The organism is Arthrobacter sp. K410C (assembly GCF_059090105.1).
Genome location: NZ_JBNHFJ010000004.1, coordinates 176,262 through 200,118 on the forward strand (window position 1 = coordinate 176,262; position 23,857 = coordinate 200,118).

Here is a 23,857-nt window from a genome sequence, read left to right on the forward strand (position 1 = left end):
GAACCCACCTCCTTTGGGCTAAGCGGTTACGGCATTTCCGTAACAGGAGGTTCATTTGCGATGCCGTGCCGTGGCCAGCCACCGGAACGGGGCGGGACGCAGCACAGACTTCAATATCTTAGTGCATTTGGAACGGATAGGCGATTCGCCCTTGACTTCCAGCCTAGTGCCGGTGTCCTGCAGGCCGCAGCACGGATGCTCCTATGTGGAAAACCGCCCGCCCGGGAGCCAAGGCGGCTTCCGGGCGGGCGGTTGGTTGAACAGGAGGGGCAGGAATTACGACGCCGGGCCCACCGTAACGGGGACATCACGGGGTTCACCTGCGTCCGAGGACTCGGCGGAAGCCGGGCCGGACTTGCGGTAGCGCCACACGCCCACGGCCACCACCACGGCGGCCAGCGCCACGGACAACAGCAGGGACTCGCGGGTGGATTCCAGGATGACCATGCCCACCACGAGAGCCACGATGCTGGCGATGGCCAGCCAGGTCAGGTACGGGAAGAGCCACATCTTCAGCGCCAGGTCCTTGCCTGCAGCACCCATCCGCTTGCGGAGGATCAGCTGCGAGGACGCGATGACCAGCCACACGAACAAGGCAATGGCGCCGGAGGTGTTGACCAGGAACAGGAAGACAGTGTCCGGGGCGATGTAGTTCAGGCCCACCGTCACGAACCCGACCACGGTGGAGGCCAGCACGGCAGAGGCGGGCACCCCTCGGCGTGAGATCTTCGTCCAGGATGCAGGTGCGTCGCCGCGCTTCGACAGCGAGAAGAGCATGCGGCTGGCTGTATAAAGGCCCGAGTTCAGGCAGGACAGCACTGAGGTAAGGACCACGACGTCCATGATGGTGCCGGCGCCGGGAATGCCGAAAAGCTCGATCACGGCAACGTAGGGGCTCTTCGCCACACTCGCATCGTTCCAGGGCAGCAGGGTGACCACGATGGCGATGGAGCCGATGTAGAAGACCAGGATGCGCCACACGGTGGACTTCACAGCTTTTTTGACCGCATCCACCGGGTTCTCGGATTCGCCGGCGGCGATGGTGGCAATCTCGGCACCGAAGAAGGAGAAGACCACAACCAGGATGCCGGCCAGGACAGCACCTGCGCCGTTGGGCATGAACCCGCCGTTATCCACGAGGTTGCTCAGGCCGGGGGCGGGGACGCCCGGGACCAGCCCAAGGATGGCAGCGGCGCCGAAGAGCAGGAACAGCACGATCGCGGCGACCTTGATGGAGGCGAACCAGAACTCGAACTCGCCATAGGACTTCACCGAGCCAAGGTTGGTCAACGTCAGCAGGACCATCAGGATCAGCGCCCAGATCCACTGGTCGATGCCCGGCACCCAGCGGTGCATGATGGCCGCACCGGCGGTTGCCTCAATCCCGAGCACGATGATCCAGAACCAGGCGTAGAGCCAGCCGATGCTGAATCCCGCCCAGCGGCCGAGCGCCTTGTCCGCATAGGTGGAAAAGGAACCGGTCTCCGGGTTGGCCGCGGCCATTTCACCGAGCATGCGCATCACCAGGACCACCACGATGCCTGCTGCCATGTAGGCCACAAGGATTCCGGGACCGGCCTGCTGGATGGCGGCACCGGAACCGACAAAGAGGCCTGCGCCGATGACGCCGGCGATCGCGATCATGGAAAGGTGCCGCGGCTTGAGCGACTTGGCTAACTGCTGGTCAGCGGGCATGGAGCGCCGTCCTTTAGGTCATTGCGGAATGGATGGAAGCCGGACGCCGATGTCAGAGAGCTGGCCGGTTGCGTTTAACGCTGCATCCAGTGCGGTGGGTCACAGGGTTTTTCCAACCCTAAGCGGGTCGCGGGAAGGGGCGTCATGTGCACCCGCACAGATGGCCGGAACCGGATTCAGATCTTCTCACAGGTGCGAGCAGCAGGAGTAATCAAAAGGTATTTCCCGGGAAACGTTGGAACGCAGCGGAAATCACACGGCGTCAATCTTGAGCCAATCCAGCGGGTATTCGAATGGTGCCCCCTGACGGCGCGGCGTTATATTTCCTTTTACGGCTGGGTACCGTGCTGTAGGCGTTGGGCCTGCAGCTTGCCGGACCTCCGGTTGCGGGCCCGTAACCGGCAGTGCGGCGGTCATTGTTGGAACGAATTGAAGCGAAAGAAAGTGGTCTCCTTCTTCAGGGATGGGGACCCATGTGCTTAATTGGCCGCAACAAGGAGCTGGACCGGATCCGTTCGGCAATCCGGGGTCCCAAGGAGACCGCCCTCACCATCAGTGGCCCGCGTGGCGCGGGCAAATCTGCCCTGCTTGCCGAAGTCCCCGGCCTCTCCGGCCACCGCACGGTCTTCCTCGCCGCCAGCGCCGCCGAGTCGGACTGGCCATTCTCCGGCCTTACGGCGCTCCTCAACGGCATGGACGATCCCGTACTCAACGGGATCGCCGATGAAGTCCTGCACGATGCTGCAGGAGCACTCAGCATCCCAACGGTGGGCACTATGCTGCTCAGGGGCCTGCACCAGCGGTCCTCCGCCCGGACGGTTATCGTCATCGATGACGCGGACCAATTGGATGCCGGCAGCCAGGCGGTCATCGGATTCATCAGCCGGCGGCTCGCCGGAACGGACATAGCGTTGATCATGAGCGTGCGCGGGGACGTATCCGAAAGCCCCCTCGGCGGGCCGGCCGTTCTCCACCTTGGTCCTTTGAGCTACAGCGACACGGTACGCATGCTGGAGGCCATCCCGTCGCGCCACAGCACGACGACGGCGGCACACGCGGTTGCCGCAGCCAGCCAGGGAAACCCGCTGGCCGCCGTCGAGCTTTACCGCCGCCTCCTGGACCGCCAGGCGGAGGGGAAGTACGCTATGCCCGTTCCCCTCCCCTGCTGCGGCAGCCTGGAAGCGGAAGCCGCCTCCGCCGTCGCCATGTTGACGCCTGGTGCGCGCCACGTCCTGGACCTCCTCGCCCTGTCCCGCCGAAGTGACATCACCGCCTTGGAAGGCGTCGTCCCGGAATTGTGGGCCGGTTTGGACGAACTCCTTGCCGGCGGCCTGGTGACCCGGTTTGGGCCGCACCTGGGAATCCCTGACCAGTTGCTGCGCGGTTACGTGTTCTCGGCCTTGACGCCCGCCGTGCGCACGGCGGGCCACCTTGCACTCGCACAGGCGTCAGGGGCAACGGATCCCCACGGCCGCCGCTGGCACCTGAGCTTTACCGCGGTGGAGCGGCAGACTCCCTTCGGCCTTCTTCGCAGCGCTGTGGACCTCATCGCGGAAGGGGAGGTCCCATTTGCGGTGGAATGCATCGAGCGGGCCCTCGCCATCAATCCCTGGGAAGCGGAAACCGCTGCCCGCCTCACCACCGTGGCCGGGCTCATGTTCAATCGGGGCGAGTTCGTGTACGCCAGGCGCTACCTGGAGTGGGCGCAACGGGTGACGCGGAACCCTGCCCTGGTCCTGCGGCTGACAGGCCTGTCGTTCGAAATCGAGTTCATCCAGGGCGGCAGTGTCCGGTCAAGCATGGTGCTGCGCCTGGTGAAGGAATTTGGCTGCCATGATCCGGGGTACGCGGCACACCTGCTGGCGCTGGCCGCGCTCTACTTCGCCGAGCGGTGGGAGCTGGGCGATGCCGCCGAGCTGCTGGAACAGGCCACCGGGTTCCAGGAATCTGCAACTGCTGAATGCCTCGCAATCATCGAGCGCGCGAGGATACTCGTTGCCTCCACCAGCGGGGACACGGGCACACTCAGCCGGAAGCACGAACCGGCGGGAAGCGTCAAGATGCTCAGTCTGCTGGTACAGGGGCGGGCCCTCACCTACGCGGAACGCTACGACCACGCGCAGGAGGCGTTCGCCCTGGTGCGGAGCTCAGTGGACGCCGGCAGCGTCAACTGGCGCGAAACCGCAGTGTTCCTGGCAGTGGACAATGAAATCCGGGCCGGGAACGTCCGGGCCGCGGTCACGCTCATCGACGATCTGGAACGCCACGAGCCAGAGAACAAGTACCACCGCGGAATGCGGCATATTTTCCGGGTCTGGCGGGCCCATGCCTTGGGAGACGAGGCGGCGGCACAGGCAGCCGCTTCTGAGGCACTCCGCTATGCAGGCTCTGAAAGCCATCCGGCCATTACCGCCCAGCTGGCCGCCTGGCAGGGCCACTTTGCCCTGCTCCGTGGCGACCTGGCCGAGTCCTTCGCCCAGCTGTCCCGGGCGGCAGAGATCGGAAAGGCTTTCGGCAACCCCGCCCTGCTGCGGTGCGAGGCGGACCTGGTGGAGGTCCTGATCAGGCTTGGCCGCCACCGGGAGGCAACGCAGGCATTGCTGCGCCTGGAAAGCCGCTCCGTGGGACTGAGGTCGCCCTGGCTCATCCTGGCGGTGGCGCGGAGCCGTGCCATGCTGGCCGACGGCGAGCAGTCACTGCAGTTGTTCAGCCAGGCGCTGGAGGGCAGGGGCGGGCATGATTCCGTGCTGGAACGGGCACGGACGCTGCTGTGCTACGCGGAACGGTTGAACGCCTTTGGCCGGGTCCGGGCCGCACGCGACGCCCTGGCCCACGCCAAGGTGATGTTCGAGGAGAAGGGGGCTGCGGCATGGAGCCAGCACGTGGACGCGTTCCTTTTCCACGAGCTCCTGGAACCCGCACGGCGGCAGGACAACCCTGCCATGCTCATGCTTGCGGACCATGAACGTGCTTTGGCCAAGATGGTGGCACGCGGGATGCGCAATAAGGACATCGCAGCCACCCTCTACGTTTCGGTGCGTACCGTTGAGGTTCGCCTGACCTCCATCTACCGGAAACTTGGGGTGGAGTCGCGTGCGCAACTGACTGCCCTTGCCGCCGCCCCGGACGACGGTGCGGCAGCACCCTATGTGCTGCCGGTCCTGTAACAGACTCTCCAGGAAGAGCCCGGAAAGCTAGGCGGCAGTCCGGAAGAACAGCTCCGTCACGGTGGCGAGCCTGTGCGGGTCCTCCACGCCGCACAGCTCTCGGGCGGAATGCATGGAAAGGAGCGGCACTCCCACATCCACAGTGCGGATGCCAAGCCGGGTGGCCGTCAGCGGACCGATGGTGGAACCGCACGGAATCGCGTTGTTGGACACGAACTCCTGGTACGGCACTCCGGATTCGGAACACATCCGCGCCCAGAAGGCGGCTCCGAAAGCATCAGTGGCATACCGCTGGTTCGCATTGATCTTCAGCAGCGGACCGCCGTTGAGCGCCGGCAGGTTGGCCGGATCGTGGCGCTCCGCGTAATTCGGGTGGACGGCGTGGCCGGCATCGGCTGACAGGCAGAACGACGCCGCGATCGCCTGCCGCCGCTGGCTCGCCGAGGCACCGAGGCCGTCGGAGATGCGCACCAGGACGTCCTCAAGGATGGGCCCACACGCACCGGAGCGGGAGTTGGAGCCGATCTCTTCATGGTCGAACGCTGCAAGGACCGCGATCGGCGCCCCCGGGGCCCCGCCGGAAGCGTGGGCAATGAGTGCGGCAAGCCCCGCGTGGGTGGAAGAAAGGTTGTCCAGCCGCCCGGACGCGAAGAACTCCCCCTTGCCCCCGAAAACCGCGGGGGCCTGGGTGTCGGCAATGACGACGTCGTACCCGCCGATCCGTGCCGGGTCCGCGGACGCGCCGGGCACGGACGAAGCCAAAACTGCCAGCAGGTCGAAGTCTGCTGGATTCCCCAGTCCCCACACCGGGTTCATATGCCGCTGCTTGTCCAGGGCCAGCCCCTCGTTGACCGCCCGGTCCAAGTGGATCGCCAGCTGCGGGAACCGCAGCAGGGGACCTGTGGCGGTGAGGTGCTCCGTGCCGTCCAGCATCACCAGCCGCCCCGCCAGCTGCAGCTCCCGGTCCAGCCAGGAGTTCAGGAGGGGACCGCCGTACACCTCCACACCGGCCTGGAGCCAGCCGTGGGCGCCGGTGGTGGGCTTGGGCTTGAGCTTGAAAGTCGGCGAGTCGGTGTGGGCGCCGAGGATATTGAAGCCGGTCGTGGGCCCGGCACCCTCCGGCACCACCCAGGCCATCACGGCACCATCCCGGATGATGAAGAACGAGCCGGGCCCGTGCTCCCACGGTTCCTGCTCGTCCAGCCGCGTAAATCCGGCATCCTCCAGCCGCCGGCCCGCCTCGTGCGCCGCGTGGAAGCTCGACGGCGATGCGCTGACGTAGGCGCCAAGGTCCTGGATGTGCTCTGTGGCGGCGGATTCGAAAGGCATGGTCTCGAGTCTAGAGGGTGACGTTGAGCCCCGCCGTGTACCCCTCCGCCGACGATCCGGTCATGGTGGCGAGCTGGTAGATACCGCCGTCGTTCCGGAACACGCTGTCTGTCCGCAAGGTGGTGCGCCGCATCGACGCCACGCTCCCCTCATATCCTGGCGTGGCGTAGACGTCCTCACAGGCCGCCTGGGTGAGCGCAATCTGTGACACTGCCAGTACGCGCCCGGCCGTCGTGGCATTGCGCATCGACTCGAACACCTCGAAATGGATGTGCGGCCAGCGGCCCGGGTAGGCGCCCGGGAAGATGGATGTGAAGGTGACCTGCCCGTTGGCGTCCGCCTCCTGCACGCCACGCAGGTAGTTTTCGCCCTCCACGCCCGGGTCGTACAGCGAATACCGGCCCTGCCGGTCACAGTGCCAGGCGTACACTGCCGCACCGGCCAGCGGAACGCAGCCGTTCGCGTTGTCCAGGAGCGTCAGGGTGAACGCCAACGGAACGCCCTCCGCCCGGCCCGACGCGGTGCCGAAGCTGGCGCTGATGTCCCGGCGCACCACCCCCGACGCCGTGAGCGCATCCGGGCCGTTCGAGCCGTCTCCCGGGAAAGGACCTGCCGTCTCGCGCGGGATCTCGACGCCGCATTCGGCCAGCGCCCGGGTCACCGTGGGATTCGGGCTGCCGGGGGAGGAGCCGGTGGCCGGCGCCGCGGGTGCCGGCGATGTGGCGGCCGACGGCGACGGCGGGCCCGCCTGGCTGCCCCCGCCGGGCGTGCACGCGGCAAGGGCGGCTACGGCACCGCCTGCGCCGAGGAACCTGCCCAGCGCGCGGCGGCTCATGATCGTGGACAGGTCGAACTCGAGGCCGCGGTCATGGTTCGGGTGCGGCTTCCGGCCGTCCGTGCCGGGACTTCCCGGCGTGCCAAGGGTTGTCATGACTCCATCAAAGGCCACCCGCCCCGGCCTTGCCTAGATCAGTAGTCCGGGTTGCTGGGGACCACAAGGCCCGTCTCATAGGCGTAGACCACGGCCTGGACCCTGTCCCGGAGGTGCAGCTTGGTGAGGATCCTCCGGACGTGCGTCTTTACGGTGGCCTCGGAGAGGAAGTAGCGGTGGGCAATTTCGGCGTTGGAGAGGCCCTCCGCCATTGCCCCGAGCATTTCCGTTTCCCGCGGCGTCAGCTCGGCCAGCAGGGGATCGGGCGCGGGGGCAGCAGGCGCCGGACGGCCGGCGCCGCGTACATACGTTTCAAGCAGCCGCTGCGTCACACGGGGAGCCACAACGGCATCGCCGCTGGCCACCACCCGGACGGCGTGGATGAGGTCCTGCGGTGCCGCGTCCTTGAGGAGGAAGGCGGACGCTCCCGCCTGCAGCCCGGCGAAGGCGTACTCGTCCACGTCGAACGTGGTGAGAATGATGACCCGGGCGCCGGAACCGGCGGCTGTCATCGCACGGGTCGCCTCGATACCGTCCAGGACGGGCATCCGCACGTCCATCAGCACCACGTCGGGCTGCAGCTCCTTGGCCAGCTTCACGGCCTCCGCGCCATCGGATGCTTCACCTGCGATCTGGAGGTCCTCTTCACCCTCAAGGATCAGGCGGAATCCCATCCGCAGCAGGGGCTGGTCATCCACCAGCAGGACGGTGATGGGCGCGTTCTCTGTCATGCCTTGCCTTGCAGTTCGTACGGATGGATTCGTGTGTCGGTGTTGCCGTCCCCCGGCCAGGACAGGACTGCTTGGACCCGCCAGCCGCGTCCGGTCCGGCCGGCCTCCACGGTTCCGGCGTAGATGCGGGCGCGCTCGGCCATGCCCGCCAGCCCCTGGCCGGTGCCGTAGGAGCCGCCGTGCGGGCCGCCGCCCCCGTCATCGGCCGCCTGCCCCGGAACTCCCGCGCCGTCGTCGAGCACCTCGATGGTCACGGTGCCGCCGGATACGGCGATGCTGACATCCACCCGGGCCAGGGACCGTCCGTAGCGGAGCACATTCGTGAGCGATTCCTGCACGATCCGGTACACCGTGAGCTGGAAGGCGGCGTCATCGGGCAATGCAGGGCCGGTGTGCGAATAGTGCAGCGGCAGTCCGGCCGTCCGGAACCCTTCCAGTAACTTGGCCAGGCTGTCGCCAGCGGCCAGCGGCAGGAGGGGTGCCGCCGCCCCGGCGTCATCGCGGAGGACGCCCAGGACGCGCCGCATGTCCGCGAGGGCGGTCCGTCCCGTCCGGGACAGTTCGCCCAGCACCTCCCCGGCACGCTCGGGGCTTTTCCGGACCACGACGGCGGCACCGTCCGAGAGGCTGACCATGACGGTGAGCGAGTGGGCAACGACGTCATGCATTTCCCGGGCGATCCGGTTGCGTTCGTTCACGGAGGCCAGCTGCGCTGTGCGGGCGGCCCACGCCGCCACCTCCTGTTCGTGTTCCCGCCGCTGCTTGACTCCGATGCCGATGCCGGTGGCGATGACGTTCGACAGCGCGATGGTGGCTCCGGTGGCAATGCTGGTCAGGAGGTGGAAATCCCCCGGGTTGACCCCGTGGTCCTGGACGAACGAGTTCTCCATGGGCCCGACGGCGGCCAGCAGGTACAGGAGGGCCAGCGGCGCCGTGGCCACTGCCATGGTGATCAGGGCGAAGCGGCGGGTGTGCACCACAGCAACGGCATAGAGCGAAAACCACAGCCCCGCGGACGCATTGGAGCCCCACGGGTGCAGCAGGGTGACCGCAACCTCCACCACAGCCACGAACGCCACCAGCCCCACCGGATGGGAGCGCCGCAGGAACATGGCTGCCGCCACCGCCACCAGCAGGGCTGCCGCGAGCCATGAGCCGGAGACAATGGCGTCAACCACGGTAGGCGCCACCAGCAGTGCATAGCTGGAAGCCACCACGGCATCCATGATCCGCGGGTGCTGGTGGAGGTAGCGCCGGATGAGCCCCCGGCGCCGGGCCGTGAGCTCGGCGAAGGACGCGTCAGCCTGTCCGGCTGCCGCGTCCTTGGCCGGTCCTTCCAGGTTCATGCTTCCGGGCAGGTCAGACGTCGCGTTTCTTGAGCACGATCAGCGCCGGCACCAGGAACACCAGCACGTAGCCCAGGAAAATCAGGCCGCCCTGCCACGGATCAATGACACCGTCCGTGTGGCCAATGGAGAGGAAGCGGCCGCCGGCGTCACTGGGAATGTACTGCGGAACGTACTTCCAGAACTCACCCGGAATGAGCGTCAGGAAACTGGCCGCGATGGACAGCACGAAGAAGATGCCCACCAGGACGGTGATCCCGCCGGCAGAGTTTCGGAGCAGCGTCCCAAGCGAAAGCCCGATCAGTGCCACCCCGGCAACATAAAGCCCGCCGGTGAAGACGCTGTACAGCACGCCGTCCGTGGACCAGTCGAGGTCGAACCCGATGCCCTGGAAGACCGGCATGGCGATCAGGAAGGTGGCCACGCCCGCGATGGTGGTGATGACGTAGGAGATCACGGCCAGGATGATGGCCTTGGCCACGAATGCCGGAGTACGGCGCGGAACAGCGTTCATGGTGGAACGGATCATGCCGGTGGCGTACTCGGAAGCCATGAACAGGACCGCCAGCGAGCCCAGGACCAGGATGCCGATCTGCAGGCCGGCGTTGGGCAGGTTGTAGAGGTCGAACCCGGATCCTGACGGGAAGGTCTGTTCCATCATTTCCGGTGTCAGGGTCTGGCCCTGGTCCCTGGCGTTGCGGATCATCTCATCCAGGTACGTGTAGCGGATCAGGACGGCCAGTGCGCCCACGCCAACGATTGCCACCAGGGTGAGGAGCAGCAGGATGCGGGTGGACATCAGGGACCAGAGTTTGATCCATTCGGAGCGCAGGACGCCGCCAAAGGTGACCCCGCGGTTCCCCGCGGAGGAACGGGCCGGCGTGGCAGGGGTTGCTGTCTGGGTGCTCATCGTCCTTACTTTCCTGCCGTTGCCGGGGCTACCACTGCGGGTCCGCCGGTCAGGTGCGAATGGTATTCCACTTCGTCCTTGGTGAGGTCGAAGTAGGCGTCCTCCAGGGAGGACAGCTGCGGGGTGAGCTCGTAGACCAGGACGCCGCTGCTCAACGCGACCTGGGCTATCTGGCGGGGTTCCAGCCCCGTCACCGTCAGGGTTTCCGGCTCGCTCTGGTCCACCGTGACGCCGTTGCCCGCCAGCAGGGACGCCAGTTGCGGAGCCGAGTCCGTGCGGACCAGGGTCCTGGCCTGGCGTGTGCCCGCAATGATTTCCTTGACCGGGGCGTCGGCAATGATGCGGCCGCGGCCGATGACGATCAGGTGGTCGGCGGTTTGCGCCATCTCGCTCATGAGGTGCGAGGAGAGGAAGACGGTCTTGCCCTGGTTGGCGAGGTAGCGCACCAGGTTGCGGACCCAGAGGACGCCCTCCGGGTCCAGGCCGTTGACCGGCTCGTCCAGGATGAGAGTCTGCGGGTCCCCCAGCAGGGCTGCGGCGATGCCGAGGCGCTGTCCCATGCCCAGGGAGAATCCGCCCGCCTTCTTGCGGGCCACGGCTTCCAGGCCCGTCATCTCGATGACTTCGTGGACCCGCTTCTTGGGGATGCTGTGGGTGGCGGCCATGGCCAGCAGGTGGTTGTAGGCGCTGCGTCCGGTGTGCACGGCCTTGGCGTCCAGCAGGGCCCCCACCTCGTGCAGCGGCGCCTTGTGCTCCGCATACGGCAGGCCATTGATGGTGACGGCTCCGGACGTGGGCCGGTCGAGTCCCATGATCATGCGCATGGTGGTGGACTTTCCGGCACCGTTTGGCCCCAGGAACCCCGTGACCTGCCCTGCCCTGACTGTAAAACTGACCCCGGCCACGGCGGTCTTCGCGCCATAGACCTTGGCCAGGTCGTGTGCCTCAATCATTCGATGTTCCTCCGGTCGGCAGCGCAGGCTGCGGATGGGTTCAGTTCGGTGGGTGTACCCCTTACGCTACTGAGGCCGCGGCCCCTTTTCGCCTTCCTCAGGGATGATTCAGGGGAGAACCAGGGTAGTCCCCCTGGATGACCGGCAGCGTGGAGATGCAGTGGGTCAGGAGCGGCGCGAGTAGTAGGCCAGTGCCCTGGGGAGCACCCTGTACTCCACGGCGCGCACTCCTGCCACGGCCTCGCCGTCGACAGCCAGTGTTATGGGCGCCCCGCCCGCCTCGATGCGGACTTCCGTGGCTTCCCTCAGGTGGGTGATCTTGGAGCCGGCCACCGTCCCCGTCAAGACGGACCACAGCAGCCGCAACCTGGCAAACGGTTCATCAGCGGTGATAAGCCGGAGGTCCAGCACGCCGTCATCCATGACGGGCCGGAGCAACGGAGCATGGTCCCGGGGGTAATACCGGCCCCGGCCCACGTAGGCGATCCAGACCCGGTGCAGCACGCCGTCCACCGTAAGCGTGACGGGGGTTCCCGTGGCGAAGGTCCGGAACATGGCGATCACCCCGGCTAGGGGCTTGCCCAAAGCCGCCTGCAAATGCTCCCGCCGCCGCACAAAGTTCGGGTACAGGCCGACGCTGGATGTGTTCAGCATGAGCATTTCCGTCACCTCCGGCTGTTCCGGGAGGCCCCGTTCCGCCCGGACAATGCCGATGTCCGCCAGGGCGGCTTCGCCCTTCGATGCGGCGGCAACTGCTTCCTTCAGGCTGCCGGTGCCGGCGTCGCGGGCAAAGTGGTTCAGGGTCCCTCCGGGCAGGACCAGGAGGGGCAGGGAGCGTTCGACGGCGGCCGCGGCTGCTGCTCCTACGGTACCGTCGCCGCCCCACACCCCGAGGGCGAGGGTACCGGGCCAGTCGGCGGCGGCGTTGATGCACTCGAGAAGATCCTCCTCAGGCGGCACCGTGATGATATGCGCTGCAGGGAATACGTCGCGGAGTGCTGCAGCCGTTTCTTCACGAAAAGAGCCTCCCAGCGTATTCACCACGATGCTGAGGCCTTTCCCGCCCGGCAGTTCAGGTGCCTCCGTCCAGGTCCTCGAAACCTCAGGGAAGGGCGGCCGCACCGGCCACCAGCGCCGGGTAACAAGGGCCGCCCCCGCGCCGAGGGCCGATCCGAAGAAAACATCGGACGGCCAGTGCGCACCTGTGTGCACGCGGGAATAAGCCACTCCAAGTGCCGCCGGTGCCAACGCGGCACCGATGGCTGGCCGCACCAGGCCGGCTCCCACGGCAAAGGCTATGGCCGATGCAGAATGCCCCGAGGGCATGGAGGAGCTGGTGGGCTGTGGATGCACAAAGCGGAAGACGGGCAGATGCTCCGGCAGGGGCCGGGTCCGGGGGAGCAGGGTCTTGAAGACTCCGTTGGTTACGGCGGACGCTACCGCCTGGGCCAGCAGGCCATGCAATGCTGCCCGGCGGGTCTTGCCGGGGAAAGCGGCCATCACGGCGGCGGCTGCCATCCAGAGCTTCCCGTGGTTGGCCGAGGCAGAAAGCCTCCGGAAAAAGTCGTCGTGGTTGCCACCCGGCAGGTCCGATACATGCCGCACGAGATATCTATCGAGCCGGCCGATGACCCGGTGGCTGTGACGCCATGAGCTCCCCATGCCCCCAGACTACCCCCAGCAGGCGGGGCATCCTCCGGCACGCTCCGGCTAGTTGCCCTGCGCTTTGGCCGGCAGCGGTTTTGCCGCTCCCGCCAGCAGGAGTGCCAGCACGATGGGGGCCATGATGGCCAGTAGCGCGAGGTGGATCCCCGTGAGGTCGCCGAGGTAGCCCAGGAGGGGCGGGCCGGCGAGGAACGATATATAACCGAGAGTGGATACTACGGAGACGCGGGCTGCAGCGTGCTTCGGGTCGTCCGCGGCAGCGGACATCCCCATCGGGAAGGCCAGCGCGGCTCCCACGCCCCACAGTGCGGCGCCAACGGCCGCCAGCCACACATTCCCGGCCAGGACGAACAATCCCAGGCCGGCTGCCGCGGCCGCCATGCTGGCCCGCAGGACCACAACCCGCCCGTATTTGTCGATCACCCGTCCGCCAAGGAACCGCATTGCCGTCATGGCCAGGACAAAGAGGGCGAACATGAGGGCGCCGGTGGACTCGGAGGTCCCCAGTCCGTCAACGGAGGCCTTGGCAATCCAGTCATTGCCCGCACCCTCCGTGAGGGTAGCCCCGAGGACCACCACGCCAATGAGCAGCGTGCGGCTGTCCCGCCACGCGGACGGACCCTTCGCCTGCTTTGCGTCCCCTTCGGGAGCGACCGCGGGGATATGGGGGAGGAAGTAGCGCGGGGCGATCATCGTCACCAGCACCACCACGCTCACGATCACCAGGAGGTGCAGGGGCAGGTCGACTCCCAGGTTGGACAGTCCTGCCCCGATCAGCGCACCCACAAAAGCACCGCCGCTGAATGCGGCGTGGAACTGCGGCATGATGGTGCGCCGGAGCTTGTGCTCCACGTCGGCGCCTTCGATGTTCTGCGAAACATCCCAGAGGCCAATCGCGATTCCGAAGAAGAAGAGCGCGATTGCCGTGCCGGGAATGGATTCAAGGGACAGGGACAGGGCAATCCCGGCTCCGGCCGCCGCCGCCAGCAAGCCGCCGAACCGAACGGTACTTGCCGTTCCAATCCGGCCGACCACCAGGCCGGCAGTGGGCAGGGCTAGCAGGGAACCGACGGCGGTGCACAGCAGCAGCGTGCCCATTTGCCCCGACGTGATGTTCAGTGTTTCGGTCACCGCCGGTATGCGGGCAGCCCAGCTGGCAAAGACCAGGCCGTTGATGCCGAAGACCAGGAAAGTGGCCGCTGCGGCTGCATTGAGTCCAGCGTCCTGCTTCATGCCCGTATTTGTGCTCATACATTCACTACTTCCACAGAGTATTCATCGAGTTGGGCGCGCTCTCCGGCGCTGAAAACCTTGTCTGTCACCATCACATCCACCCGCTCAAGGCCGGCAACCAGCACCCGCGCGTTGCTGTGCCACTTCGCGGCGGCAGCGGCGAGAACCACCCGCGCGCCCGATCCCAGCCCCGCCCGCTTTACGGCTGAATCTTCGAGGTCATGGGCCAGCAGTCCATCCCCGGTGCTCACGGCGCAGGGGGTGATGATGGCCGTATCGAACCGCAGGGACCGTATGTTGGCCTCGGCCAGGGGGCCGCGGAAGCACAATTCGCCGGGCACTACGTTTCCGCCGGGGACCAGGAGCGCGGGCCGGCCGCCCGCGGCGGTGTCTTCACCGGCTGCGGCGTTCAGTGCGCGCAAGGACATGGGCATCAATGTCAGGTCCCGGCCGGCCAGAGCACGGGCCACTTCCGTGGCGGTGCTCCCGCTGTCCAGCCACACATGTTCCCGGTCCCGCAGCAGGCCGGCAACGGCAGCCGCGATACGCCGTTTGACGTCCTGGTCCTCCAGTTCGCGCTGGCCGTAACCGGGGTTGTCGCCGGGGCCCAGCAGGCTGCGGGCCCCACCATGCACCCGCCGGAGCACCCCGTTGGCTGCCAACACCTCGAGGTCGCGGCGGATGGTTGCTCCTGATGCCTTGCAGGCCAGGGTGAGCTCCTCGACGCTGACTTCTGCCCGCTCGCGCAGCAGGTCTGCGATAGCGCGGTGCCGGTCATCTGTCTTCATGCTCAAATGATAACAACTCTTGAGCAAGTGATCACTAGGGTGATCATCCCGGTCGATCAGCGGGCGCGTTCGACCCGCTTCTCGTCCCAGACGGGCTCCGCCGATTCGTACACTTTGCCGTCAGAGCCGAACACGAGGAACCGGTCAAAGGTCCGCGCGAACCAGCGGTCGTGGGTCACCGCCAAGACGGTCCCTTCGAAGTGGTCGATAGCCCGTTCCAGTGCTTCGGCCGAGTGCAGGTCAAGGTTGTCCGTGGGCTCGTCGAGCAGCAGCAGGGTGGCACCGCTGAGCTGGAGCAGCAGGATCTGGAACCGTGCCTGCTGCCCGCCCGACAGGGACTCGTACTTCTGCTCCGACTGTCCGGCCAGACCGTAGCCGTCCAAAGCGCCGGCTGCGGCTTCACGGCCCAGCCCCGAGCGATGCTCGTCCCCCCGGTGCAGGATGTCCAGCAGTGTCTTGCCCAGAAGGTCGGGCCGCACGTGGGTTTGCGCGAAGAAGCCGGGGCGGATGCGGGCCCCCAGTTTGACGGTCCCTTCGTGCGGCACCTCAGCTATGTCCACATCGGATACGGGCAGGTGCTCCCGCTCAGGGTCGGTGCCGCCGGTGGCCAGCAGCCGCAGGAAGTGCGACTTGCCGGACCCGTTGGAGCCCAGGACGCCCACCCGGTCACCGAACCAGACCTCCGTGGAGAACGGCTTCATCAGGCCGGTCAGTTCCAGCCGCTCCGCAACAATGGCGCGCTTGGCCGTACGGCCGCCCTTGAGCCGCATCTGCACGTTCTGCTCGATGGGCAGTGCCTCCGGCGGCCCGGCCTCGAGGAACTTGGCCAGCCGGGTCTGTGCTGCGTGGTAGCGGTTGGCCATGTCGGAGCGGAAGGCTGCCTTGTTTTTGTACATGTTGACGAGTTCCTTGAGCTTGATGTGCTCCTCGTCCCAGCGTTTGCGGAGTTCCTCGAAGCGGGCGTTCCGGTCTGCGCGCGCTTCCACGTAGGAACCGAATCCACCGCCGTGGATCCACGCTGCAGCCCCGTTGATGCCGGGCTCCAGCGTTACGATGCGTCCCGCGGCATTGTTCAGCAGCTCACGATCATGGCTGATGAAGAAGACAGTCTTCCTGGATTCGTTGAGCCTCTCCTCGAGCCAGCGTTTGCCGGGCACATCGAGGTAGTTGTCAGGTTCGTCCAGCAGCAGCAGCTCATCGGGTCCGGCGAACAGCGCCTCGAGGACAAGCCGCTTTTGCTCACCGCCCGAAAGGCTCGACGCCGGGCGGTGCTGGGCACGGTCGTAGGGGAGTCCCAGCGCGGCCATGCAAACCTCATCCCAGACGGTCTCCACGTCATATCCGCCGGCGTCTCCCCAATCGACGATGGCCTGGGCGTACCGCATCTGGGTGGGCTCGTCGTCGTACTCCATCATGGCCAGTTCCGCCTCGTCCACCTCGCGGGCGGCGGCAGCCAGCGCCGGCGGGGCAGCGGAAACCAGCAGGTCCCGCACGGTGGATTCGTCCCTGACCTGGCCCACGAACTGGCGCATGATGCCCATGCTTCCGGACCGACCGATGACGCCCTCATCCGGGGTGAGGTCTCCGGCGATGATCCGGAACAGCGTCGTCTTGCCCGTCCCGTTGGGTCCGATCAGCGCAGTCTTGGTGCCGTCCGGAACCTTGAAGGTAACCCCATTCAGCAGCTGCGTGCCGTCGGAGAGGAAGTAATCGATACCGGAAACGTCAATATGGGCCACGCAGTCCATCTTCCCACGCCCCACCCCAGGAGTTTTTGTCCAGATATGGCGGCTTGACGGGCTTGGAAGTCGCCATATCTGGACAGAAACTCTAGCCGGCGGCGGTCAGGAATTCCTTGAGCAGCGGGCCGGAAGTGGTTGCCCCCAGCCCGCCGTCCTCCACGAAGACGGCCACGGCAAGGTCGCCGTGCACAGCCACGATCCATGCGTGGGTCTTCGGCGGTACTTCGTTGCCGAATTCAGCGGTACCGGTCTTGGCGCCAACCGGAGCTCCCGGAACCGAGGACAGGAAACCGGCATGGCCGCTGGTGACGACGGCACGCATCATGTCCGCCAGGGAAGCCGCCTCCTCCGCGTTGATCGGCTGCCCGGAAGCTGGTGAAGGAGCTTCAGCAGTTGCCGTGGCCGAGGGCTGCGCGGCGGGAGCAGTGGATCCGCTGGTGGTCCCGGCAGGCGCTTCGCCGCCGTCGGGATTCAAAACGAGCTGTGGCGCAACGGGCGCGCCCTTCGCCACGGATCCCGCCATCATGGCGGCAGCCAGGGGTGACAGCAGGATCTTGCCCTGGCCGATCATGGAAGCGGCATGTTCGGTGCCCGAAGCCTCGCCGGGGACAGAGCCCAGGAAGGCCTCCGCTCCAAGGGTGGGCGCCTCCACGGCCAGTCCCATGGCCATGGCGGCAGACTCGAGCTGGCCCTGCGAGACTTTGTCCCGGGCGGCAATGAACGCTGTATTGCAGGAGTGGGCAAACGCGTCCCGTAGGGTAACCGAGCCCAGGGAACCTTCCGGATACCCCTCCGCATTCTTGAATGTCCGGCCATCCACCGTGAGCGTGGGAGTGCACTCAACCTTGGATTCGGGCGTGAGGCCGTTACGGAACATCGCCAGGGAATCAACCATTTTGAAGATCGACCCCGGGGCATACTGGCCCAGCATGGCAGTGTTGTAGCCGTTGCTTCCCGGACCGGATGCGACAGCCAGCACGGCACCTGTCGAGGGCCGGAGGGCGACGATGGCGGAGGCAGGACCCACCTCCGCCAAGGTGTCTTCGGCAAGCGTTTGCAGCCGGGGATCCAGCGTGGTCTTCAGCGCTGTACCGGGTTTCGGCTCCACCTCGAACAGCACCCGGCGGGGGTCGGTTGCCGAGGACTGGATCTGTTCACGGGTCAGGTCGGCGCGCTGGGCACGGATGACGACGGCGTCAGACCCGCGAAGCTGTTCGTCGTACTGCTGCTGGAGCCCGCTGATGCCGGTCAGGTCGCCGGCAGCCAGGGCCCCTTCGGATGCTTCGATCTGCTCGGCCGTGGCCTCGCCCACGGAGCCGAGTACGGCGCGGGCAAAATTCCGGGTGGGTGCCAAAGGCATCATGGCCGGAATGGCGCGGGCGCCTGGAATGGCGGCGATCTGCTCGTTGGTGATGGTGCGGCCTTCTTCCCGCAGCGTGATCGCCGGAACGAAGGCTTCGGCGCCGGAGGCCTTGACCTGCTCCGTATACGCCGCGGGATCGACGCCCACCAGCGCGGCGAGCTTGCCGGCCGAGTCAGCAGGATCGGCGGAACCGAGCTGGGGCTTGTCGATGCCGACGTTGACCACGGGGCGATAGGTGACCAGGGGGACGTCCCCGGCACCGAGGATATCGGCGCGGGGCGGCGACTGGGCACCCTTGCTCAGGACCTCTGAATCAGCCAGGCCGGGCACCAGCGTGGCGGGGTCCCATACCGTCAGCCACTTATCGCCGGACTTCCTGAACTTGGCTGAGACGGAGTATTTCCATTCCGCTCCGCCGAAGGTCCAGGTGTAGTTCAGCGGCGCGGAGGCGTTGTCCCCGTCGAGGGTGAGCTCACCGGCTGCCACAGAAGGCTTTTGGGGATCGAGGGCCGCGAAGACGGACTTGAGCTGCTCGTTGGCGGCAGCAGCGTCCTTGCCGTCAAAGGCCACGGAGCTGATGTCCAGGCCGGAAACGGCGATGGCGAGCTCAGCAGCTGCGGCTTCCGCTCCACTGCGGCCGTCATCGCAGGCAACGAGCGACGTTCCCAGGATGAGCGCGGCAACAGCAATAGAAAATCTCGAATTTTTCCCCATCGCGCCATTATCCCCTGCTTTTGCCGCCGGTTTGGCCTGCACTACGTCAGCGGCGGATGCTTAGCTTCCGCCGCCTATGTTCAGCCCCAGCGCGGGGACCGGCAGACCGAATATGTCCCGCAAGGCATGTGTTGCCGAATGCAGGCCAGGCATTCCCGTGACCCCCGGGCCTGGCGGTGTTGCGGATGAACACAGGTAGACACCGGGCAGGGGAGTGCGCCACGGGACGCGTGACACGACCGGCCGCCGCAACAGGCCCCGCAGGTCCATCGTTCCCACGCTGAAGTCGCCGCCAATGTAGTTGCGGTTGTACTCGGCCAGCCCGGCAGCGGTAACTGCATTCGACTGCACCACGAGGTCGCGGAACCCGGGTGCAAAGCGCTCCAGCTGGTCGGTGACCGTTTCCGTCATGTCCCTCGTTGAATTAGCGGGGACATGGCAGTAGGTCCACAGTGTGTGGCGTCCCGACGGCGCCCTGCCCGGGTCGAACCGGGACGGCTGGGCCACCAGGACATAGGGTCTCTCCGGATGCCGGCCCGCGTCGACGTCGTTTTCAGACTGCGCAAGCTCCTCCCGCGTGCCGCCCAGGTGCACGGTGCCGGCGTCCGCCAGCTCAGGGGCCTGCCAGGGAACGGGTCCGGACAGGATGAAGTCGACCTTGCAGGAACCGTTGCCGTAGCGGAATGACTCCAGGGAGGAGCGGTAGCGGCCCGGCAGGGAATCCCCGGCCATCTCCAGCAGGCCCCGCGGCGACACATTCAGCAGGACGGCGCGTGCCTCAGGCAGGTCAACCAGCCTGTCGACTGGTGTGCCCGTGCGGATGACACCCCCGTGGGCGGTGAGGTCCTCCGCAAGTGCCGTCGAAATGGCGGCTGAACCGCCGATCGGGATGGGCCATCCCTGGGCATGCCCCAGGGCGCTGAGCATGAGCCCCGCCCCGGCCCCGGCCAGGGATGGCTGATGCGTTATGGCATGAGAGGTCACACCGCTGAGGAGGGCAGGTGCGTACTCCTCACGGAACCTCGCGTTCCATGCCCGTGTCCCCTGTTCCAGGGTGCGCAGGCCAAACATCGCCGCCGTGAAGGGGTCCCCGGGAATCCGGTACAGCTGGTTTTGCGTGAAGTCCATGACGCCGTCGATGTTCCTGACCAAGGGCGCCATCAGCCGGCGGTACGCTGCACCGTCCCTGCCGAGCTCCGCTGCTGTCCGGTCCAGTGACCGGTAGGCGAGGGCTGCGCGTCCACCATCCAGCGGGGAACCATAGGAAATGTCCGGGCTGACCAGCTTCACCCGGCGTGCCAGCTCAAAAGCACGGAAGAACGGGGAGGCCAGCGCCATGGGATGCACTGCGGAGCACACATCATGGAAGTGTCCGGGCTGCATCAGTTCGGAGGTCCGCGTCCCGCCGCCAATGGAGGAAGCGGCCTCGAAGACTTCCACGGACAGCCCGGCACGGGCCATGACAGCTGCTGCGGCCAGGCCGTTGGGGCCGGCGCCCACTACTACTACGTCAGGCATGCGTGGAGTCCTTTCCGGGAAGAACAGGATGTTCGGCGCGGCGCAGGCTGAAGCTGAAGCGGTCCGGAGCACCGGAGAACGGCCCGCCATGCGGGTCATCAAGATGGTGGCGCCGGATGGGGTCATAGGTGGGGTCGTAGATATCCCAGGTGACCCTCGCCATCAGATACGCCACGGCCACCAGGTGGGCGGCCACCGCCAGAACGTAATACGGCATGTCCAGGTTGTGCTGGGAGGAGCCTGCGCTGGTCACCTGACCAAGGTACATCCACACCGCGGCCCAGTGGAGGCCTTCGATGCCCTGCCACACCAGGAAGTCCCGCCAGCGTGGCCGGGCAAGGGCAAGGAGCGGGATCAGCCACACCACGTATTGCGGGGAGTAGGCCTTGTTGGTGAGGATGAAGGCCGCCACCAGGAGGAAGGCCAGCTGGGCAAGGCGGGGACGGCGGGGTGCCGCCAGCGCCACATAGGCAATCCCGGCACAAAGCAGCACAAGGAATGCCGGTGCGAGCAGGTCGACCGCCACCGGACTTAGACCCGGCCAGCGGAGCCTGCCGGCCAGCAGATTGTAGGCAAACCATGGCGACCCGTACCCCGCATCGCGGTCAGCGGTGAACTGGAAATAGTAGGCCCAGCCGCTGAAGTTGGCCGCCGCGAACGGCAGGTTGACCGCTGTCCAGGTCACAGCTGCGGCCGCGCCGGTCACCAGCAGGGGACGGAACCGGTTTGTCCGCAGGCTCAGCAGCAGGATGGCAACCAGGACCAGCAGGGGATAGAGGTTGGTGGCGGTGGTGAGTCCGAGCAGGATGCCGGCGGGCACCAGCCGCTGAGAAGCGAAAAAATACATTCCCACCGCCACCAGGCACGCCGTCCACAGGTCCCAGTTCACGGTTCCTGCGAGGATAATGCCCGGTGCCAGGGCCACCATCGCGGCATCCCAGGGCCGGCGGGCCGAGGTCCTCGCTGTTGCCAGGACCGTGACCACAGCCGCCGCGGCCAGTAGTGCTGCGTTGACGTCGAAGTACGCCAGGATGCGTCCTTCGGGGGCGCCCGTGCCTGGCACCAGCCAGGCGGCAAGCCCTGCAATAAGGGCTATCATTACCGGGTACTCGAACTGGCTGCTCAGGATGGGGAAGGCGCCGTCTGCCAGGCCGCGGTTCCGGAACAGCTCCGGGAAGTCCGAATAGCAAGTGGCGTAGAACTGGGTGGGCGGCTCCCAGCCGTTGGCGCGGCAGTATCCCTTGAGCAGGACGCCGATCAAGGCTGCGAGAACGGCCAGGAGCACCAGGACCCGCTCCACGGTGAAAGGAGCCGGGGAAATCACGCCCGGCTCCGCCCTGCGCCCCATGGGTCCACCGGCTACCTCGGTGAAGTTCCGCAACAGGACATCGCTGCGGCTGGGAACCACCAGCCGGGACCGTGCCCGGCTCCCCGCAGGCTGGCTTTCCTCCATGCAGTCGAGCTTACCGGGATGCCTCAAGGATGATGTCCCAATTCCTGCGGGCCTGTATCGTCGCAAGGGGTGCCGGGAAAGGCCGTACGCTGTGCCGCGAAGCTTCGTCCCGTCAGCCGTCCTTATGACATGCAAGACATGACTTCGGTTCAACCGGCAGTCTCCAGGAGGTAACAGGTGGAAAGCCAGAGGGTCCGCGGCCAAACAGCCTGGCAGGGGTCCGGGCTCGGCTCTGCACCAGATGGCCCCATCCCAATGTGGCGGATGCCGGCCTTTATTGGGCTGCTGGGATTCTGTGCTGCGTTCCTGGGCTCGTGGATCCCGTCCTTTTGGGATGACGAGATCGCCACCATTTCTGCCGCCGGACGGTCTCCCGGCGACCTGATGCTGCTGCTGCAGTCCGTGGATGCCGTCCATGGCCTCTATTACCTGATCATGCATTTCTGGACGTCCGTCTTCGGTTTCTCCGAGGTGTCCATGAGGCTGCCATCGGCTATGGCAGTGGGTCTTGCCTGTGCTGGAACGGCAGTCATTGGACGGAAGCTGGGATCGGAAGCGGTGGGGTTCGCGGCCGGCCTGGTCCTGGCAGTCCTTCCGCGTATGGTCTGGGCGGGAACGGAGGCGCGCCAGTCAGCCTTCACCGCCCTGATCGCCGTCGCCCTCACCCTGCTGCTGCTCCGGGCCTGGAAGTCCAACCGGGTTCTTGACTGGGCTCTGTACGCCCTCACCGCGGTGGTGGGTGTCTGGATGTTCATGTTCTTTGCCCTTGCCGTCGCTGCCCACACGGCAGCCGCCATCATCCTGCGGCGGCGCATGGTGGCCACGTTGGTGGCTGCATCGGCGGCGGGCATCTGCGTGCTGCCGTTCCTCGCCTATGCCCTGGGGCAGAAGACCCAGGTGGACTGGATCCAGAACCGCTCCCTGGCCCAAAACCTGATGACCGCCGCAGTTAAGCAGTACTTCTACGGCGATGACCGGCCCACCGGCAACATGCCTCCCACGTGGATCCTGGCATTCGTGGTGCTGCTGGGTGTGGTGGAGGTTGCGCTGGTGGCATGGGGCCTGTGGAGGGCGCGCGGAGACGCAGCACTTCGTCCGCTGGTTTGGCTGGGCCTGGCCGGCGTGGGCGTGCCCGTCGCGGGGCTCCTGCTGGTCAGCGTCATAGCCCAGCCCGTCTACGTTGCACGGTACCTGACGTTCACAGCGCCGGCCTTTGCCCTGCTGGTGGGACTGGGTATCACGCGCCTTCCGGCTGCCCGAAGGTGGCTGAGGCCCCTTGCGGTGGCCACGGTGGTTGGGTGCAGCCTGGTCCCGCAACTCACGGTCAAGAGCCTGGTCAACGAACCCGCGGACACCGAGCGGCGGATCGCTGCCCTGCTGGACCAGCAGGAACCGCAACCCGCCGCCCTGGTGTTCGACGAGCCCTACCTCCGGGACATGGTCCTCGCCTATCCGGACGGGTTTGAGAGCATGGAGGACCTGTCCCTTGAGGAAAATCCGGCAGAGTCGGGGACCCTCTGGGGTGTGGATGCTCCCGTCACAGCCGCCGAACTGAAAGGCCGCGGGAACGTCTTGTTCGTCGGGCTGGGTGAAGGCACTTCCCATGATCTTTCCGCCTTCGCTGCCGCAGAATGCAGGGAAACCCGCAGCCAGCCCTTCCAGCGCCTGGTCCTCATCTCCTTCGCCTGCTCCTGAGAACCGAAGGCCCGCCAGCAAGCCTCAGCGGAGGCCGGCCATTTGCTGGTGCATCAGGACGAAGACGTCTTCCCGCTGCTGTTCCAGCAGGTTCCTGTTGAACTGCTTCCTGGCGGGCCGCCGTACAGCGGACAGGAGTTTCCGGATTTTCCGGACCATGGTTCTCACCTCCTATTACAGGTATGCCGGCCAAAAGGCAGCCCGAAAAAGGGCGCAGCAAATTGACCGGTGATTATGAGGAAATTGCGGCAACAATTGATGCCGGAAACACCAGGAAAGTAATTAGGGATTTCCGGGCGTCAGAAAAGTGCCGGACAGGCTGCGCACCGCGGGCAGGGCGCAGGCCCACAGTGGGTGCTGGCAGGCAAGGGCTGCGGGGGCAGAAGGCGGGATACCGAAAGCCACGGAGCAAGCGGGAGCCGCGGATGCCGCTGCTTATCCCCGCCGGCTTCCCGCCGTCGGAAATCAGCAGGCCGCGGAACGGCTAGCTGCTAGCAGCCTGGAAAGCCCCAGGACAGGTGCGCATTATGCGCCGAGGCCGGGGCGGCATTGATGGTGGTCTTCCGTCCGCCAGTCAAAGTCATCATTTCTCCCAACCTCCTTTTCTCCTGTTAGCCGCAATGA

General features: G+C 66.4%; 17 protein-coding genes. 2 read left to right on the forward strand and 15 right to left on the reverse strand.

Annotated elements, in window-relative coordinates:
* Window positions 1–276 precede the first annotated feature (276 nt).
* Window positions 277–1,695, reverse strand: coding sequence for an amino acid permease (locus AC5RU7_RS09090; protein ID WP_494051968.1), 1,419 nt, complete (start codon window positions 1,693–1,695; stop codon window positions 277–279).
* Between the two features lie 473 nt (window positions 1,696–2,168).
* Here AC5RU7_RS09090 and AC5RU7_RS09095 point away from each other — a divergent pair, with 473 nt between their 5' ends.
* A complete protein-coding gene (locus AC5RU7_RS09095) occupies window positions 2,169–4,862 on the forward strand; it encodes an AAA family ATPase (protein ID WP_494051969.1) in 2,694 nt (897 codons plus the stop codon).
* A gap of 27 nt (window positions 4,863–4,889) precedes the next feature.
* Here AC5RU7_RS09095 and AC5RU7_RS09100 read toward each other — a convergent pair whose 3' ends face one another.
* The 13 genes from AC5RU7_RS09100 to AC5RU7_RS09160 form a co-directional block, all read right to left on the reverse strand.
* Window positions 4,890–6,191 carry a M18 family aminopeptidase gene (locus AC5RU7_RS09100; RefSeq protein ID WP_494051970.1) on the reverse strand — a complete coding sequence of 434 codons (1,302 nt, stop codon included), beginning with the start codon at window positions 6,189–6,191 and terminating at the stop codon, window positions 4,890–4,892.
* A 10-nt stretch (window positions 6,192–6,201) separates the two neighbouring features.
* Window positions 6,202–7,122, reverse strand: coding sequence for an intradiol ring-cleavage dioxygenase (locus tag AC5RU7_RS09105; RefSeq protein WP_494051971.1), 921 nt, complete (start codon window positions 7,120–7,122; stop codon window positions 6,202–6,204).
* 38 nt (window positions 7,123–7,160) lie between these two features.
* Window positions 7,161–7,853: a response regulator gene (locus AC5RU7_RS09110; RefSeq protein ID WP_494051972.1), complete on the reverse strand. Its 693-nt coding sequence runs from the start codon at window positions 7,851–7,853 to the stop codon at window positions 7,161–7,163.
* Entirely contained in the window at window positions 7,850–9,199 is a 1,350-nt protein-coding gene (locus AC5RU7_RS09115) for a sensor histidine kinase (RefSeq protein WP_494051973.1), read from the reverse strand. The genes AC5RU7_RS09110 and AC5RU7_RS09115 overlap by 4 nt, the downstream gene beginning before the upstream one ends.
* Window positions 9,200–9,212: 13 nt before the next feature.
* The gene (locus tag AC5RU7_RS09120) at window positions 9,213–10,109 is read right to left on the reverse strand and encodes an ABC transporter permease (RefSeq protein ID WP_494051974.1); all 897 of its coding nucleotides are present in this window, start codon (window positions 10,107–10,109) and stop codon (window positions 9,213–9,215) included.
* Between the two features lie 5 nt (window positions 10,110–10,114).
* A complete protein-coding gene (locus tag AC5RU7_RS09125; RefSeq protein WP_494011430.1) occupies window positions 10,115–11,062 on the reverse strand; it encodes an ABC transporter ATP-binding protein in 948 nt (315 codons plus the stop codon).
* Between the two features lie 165 nt (window positions 11,063–11,227).
* Window positions 11,228–12,724, reverse strand: a complete 1,497-nt coding sequence (locus tag AC5RU7_RS09130; RefSeq protein WP_494011429.1) for a bifunctional phosphatase PAP2/diacylglycerol kinase family protein — start codon at window positions 12,722–12,724, stop codon at window positions 11,228–11,230.
* 48 nt (window positions 12,725–12,772) lie between these two features.
* Window positions 12,773–13,978, reverse strand: a complete 1,206-nt coding sequence (locus tag AC5RU7_RS09135; protein WP_494051975.1) for an MFS transporter — start codon at window positions 13,976–13,978, stop codon at window positions 12,773–12,775.
* Window positions 13,975–14,748 (reverse strand): DeoR/GlpR family DNA-binding transcription regulator, encoded by a 774-nt coding sequence (locus tag AC5RU7_RS09140; protein ID WP_494051976.1) that lies wholly within the window; start codon window positions 14,746–14,748, stop codon window positions 13,975–13,977. The genes AC5RU7_RS09135 and AC5RU7_RS09140 overlap by 4 nt, the downstream gene beginning before the upstream one ends.
* Before the next feature lie 56 nt (window positions 14,749–14,804).
* A complete protein-coding gene (locus AC5RU7_RS09145) occupies window positions 14,805–16,487 on the reverse strand; it encodes an ABC-F family ATP-binding cassette domain-containing protein (protein WP_494011426.1) in 1,683 nt (560 codons plus the stop codon).
* A 91-nt stretch (window positions 16,488–16,578) separates the two neighbouring features.
* Window positions 16,579–18,567: a penicillin-binding transpeptidase domain-containing protein gene (locus tag AC5RU7_RS09150; protein WP_494051977.1), complete on the reverse strand. Its 1,989-nt coding sequence runs from the start codon at window positions 18,565–18,567 to the stop codon at window positions 16,579–16,581.
* A 60-nt stretch (window positions 18,568–18,627) separates the two neighbouring features.
* Window positions 18,628–20,085, reverse strand: coding sequence for a phytoene desaturase family protein (locus AC5RU7_RS09155; protein WP_494051978.1), 1,458 nt, complete (start codon window positions 20,083–20,085; stop codon window positions 18,628–18,630).
* Window positions 20,078–21,538, reverse strand: a complete 1,461-nt coding sequence (locus AC5RU7_RS09160) for a glycosyltransferase family 87 protein (RefSeq protein WP_494051979.1) — start codon at window positions 21,536–21,538, stop codon at window positions 20,078–20,080. Before AC5RU7_RS09160 ends, AC5RU7_RS09155 begins: the two co-directional genes overlap by 8 nt.
* Before the next feature lie 264 nt (window positions 21,539–21,802).
* On the opposite strand from AC5RU7_RS09160, the gene AC5RU7_RS09165 reads away from it, so the two are divergent.
* On the forward strand, window positions 21,803–23,233 hold the full coding sequence (locus AC5RU7_RS09165; protein WP_494011413.1) for a glycosyltransferase family 39 protein: 1,431 nt from the start codon (window positions 21,803–21,805) through the stop codon (window positions 23,231–23,233).
* 24 nt (window positions 23,234–23,257) lie between these two features.
* Here AC5RU7_RS09165 and AC5RU7_RS09170 read toward each other — a convergent pair whose 3' ends face one another.
* Window positions 23,258–23,392, reverse strand: a complete 135-nt coding sequence (locus tag AC5RU7_RS09170; protein ID WP_494011412.1) for a hypothetical protein — start codon at window positions 23,390–23,392, stop codon at window positions 23,258–23,260.
* Window positions 23,393–23,857: the final 465 nt, after the last annotated feature.

Excerpts from the sequence above, each read along its gene's own strand:
- AC5RU7_RS09090 (WP_494051968.1), bottom strand. The coding sequence starts at position 1,695 with ATGCCCGCTGACCAGCAGTTAGCCAAGTCGCTCAAGCCGCGGCACCTT.
- AC5RU7_RS09095 (WP_494051969.1), top strand. The coding sequence starts at position 2,169 with ATGTGCTTAATTGGCCGCAACAAGGAGCTGGACCGGATCCGTTCGGCA.
- AC5RU7_RS09100 (WP_494051970.1), bottom strand. The coding sequence starts at position 6,191 with ATGCCTTTCGAATCCGCCGCCACAGAGCACATCCAGGACCTTGGCGCC.
- AC5RU7_RS09105 (WP_494051971.1), bottom strand. The coding sequence starts at position 7,122 with ATGACAACCCTTGGCACGCCGGGAAGTCCCGGCACGGACGGCCGGAAG.
- AC5RU7_RS09110 (WP_494051972.1), bottom strand. The coding sequence starts at position 7,853 with ATGACAGAGAACGCGCCCATCACCGTCCTGCTGGTGGATGACCAGCCC.
- AC5RU7_RS09115 (WP_494051973.1), bottom strand. The coding sequence starts at position 9,199 with ATGAACCTGGAAGGACCGGCCAAGGACGCGGCAGCCGGACAGGCTGAC.
- AC5RU7_RS09120 (WP_494051974.1), bottom strand. The coding sequence starts at position 10,109 with ATGAGCACCCAGACAGCAACCCCTGCCACGCCGGCCCGTTCCTCCGCG.
- AC5RU7_RS09125 (WP_494011430.1), bottom strand. The coding sequence starts at position 11,062 with ATGATTGAGGCACACGACCTGGCCAAGGTCTATGGCGCGAAGACCGCC.
- AC5RU7_RS09130 (WP_494011429.1), bottom strand. The coding sequence starts at position 12,724 with ATGGGGAGCTCATGGCGTCACAGCCACCGGGTCATCGGCCGGCTCGAT.
- AC5RU7_RS09135 (WP_494051975.1), bottom strand. The coding sequence starts at position 13,978 with ATGAGCACAAATACGGGCATGAAGCAGGACGCTGGACTCAATGCAGCC.
- AC5RU7_RS09140 (WP_494051976.1), bottom strand. The coding sequence starts at position 14,748 with ATGAAGACAGATGACCGGCACCGCGCTATCGCAGACCTGCTGCGCGAG.
- AC5RU7_RS09150 (WP_494051977.1), bottom strand. The coding sequence starts at position 18,567 with ATGGGGAAAAATTCGAGATTTTCTATTGCTGTTGCCGCGCTCATCCTG.
- AC5RU7_RS09155 (WP_494051978.1), bottom strand. The coding sequence starts at position 20,085 with ATGCCTGACGTAGTAGTAGTGGGCGCCGGCCCCAACGGCCTGGCCGCA.
- AC5RU7_RS09160 (WP_494051979.1), bottom strand. The coding sequence starts at position 21,538 with ATGGAGGAAAGCCAGCCTGCGGGGAGCCGGGCACGGTCCCGGCTGGTG.
- AC5RU7_RS09165 (WP_494011413.1), top strand. The coding sequence starts at position 21,803 with ATGCCGGCCTTTATTGGGCTGCTGGGATTCTGTGCTGCGTTCCTGGGC.
- AC5RU7_RS09170 (WP_494011412.1), bottom strand. The coding sequence starts at position 23,392 with ATGGTCCGGAAAATCCGGAAACTCCTGTCCGCTGTACGGCGGCCCGCC.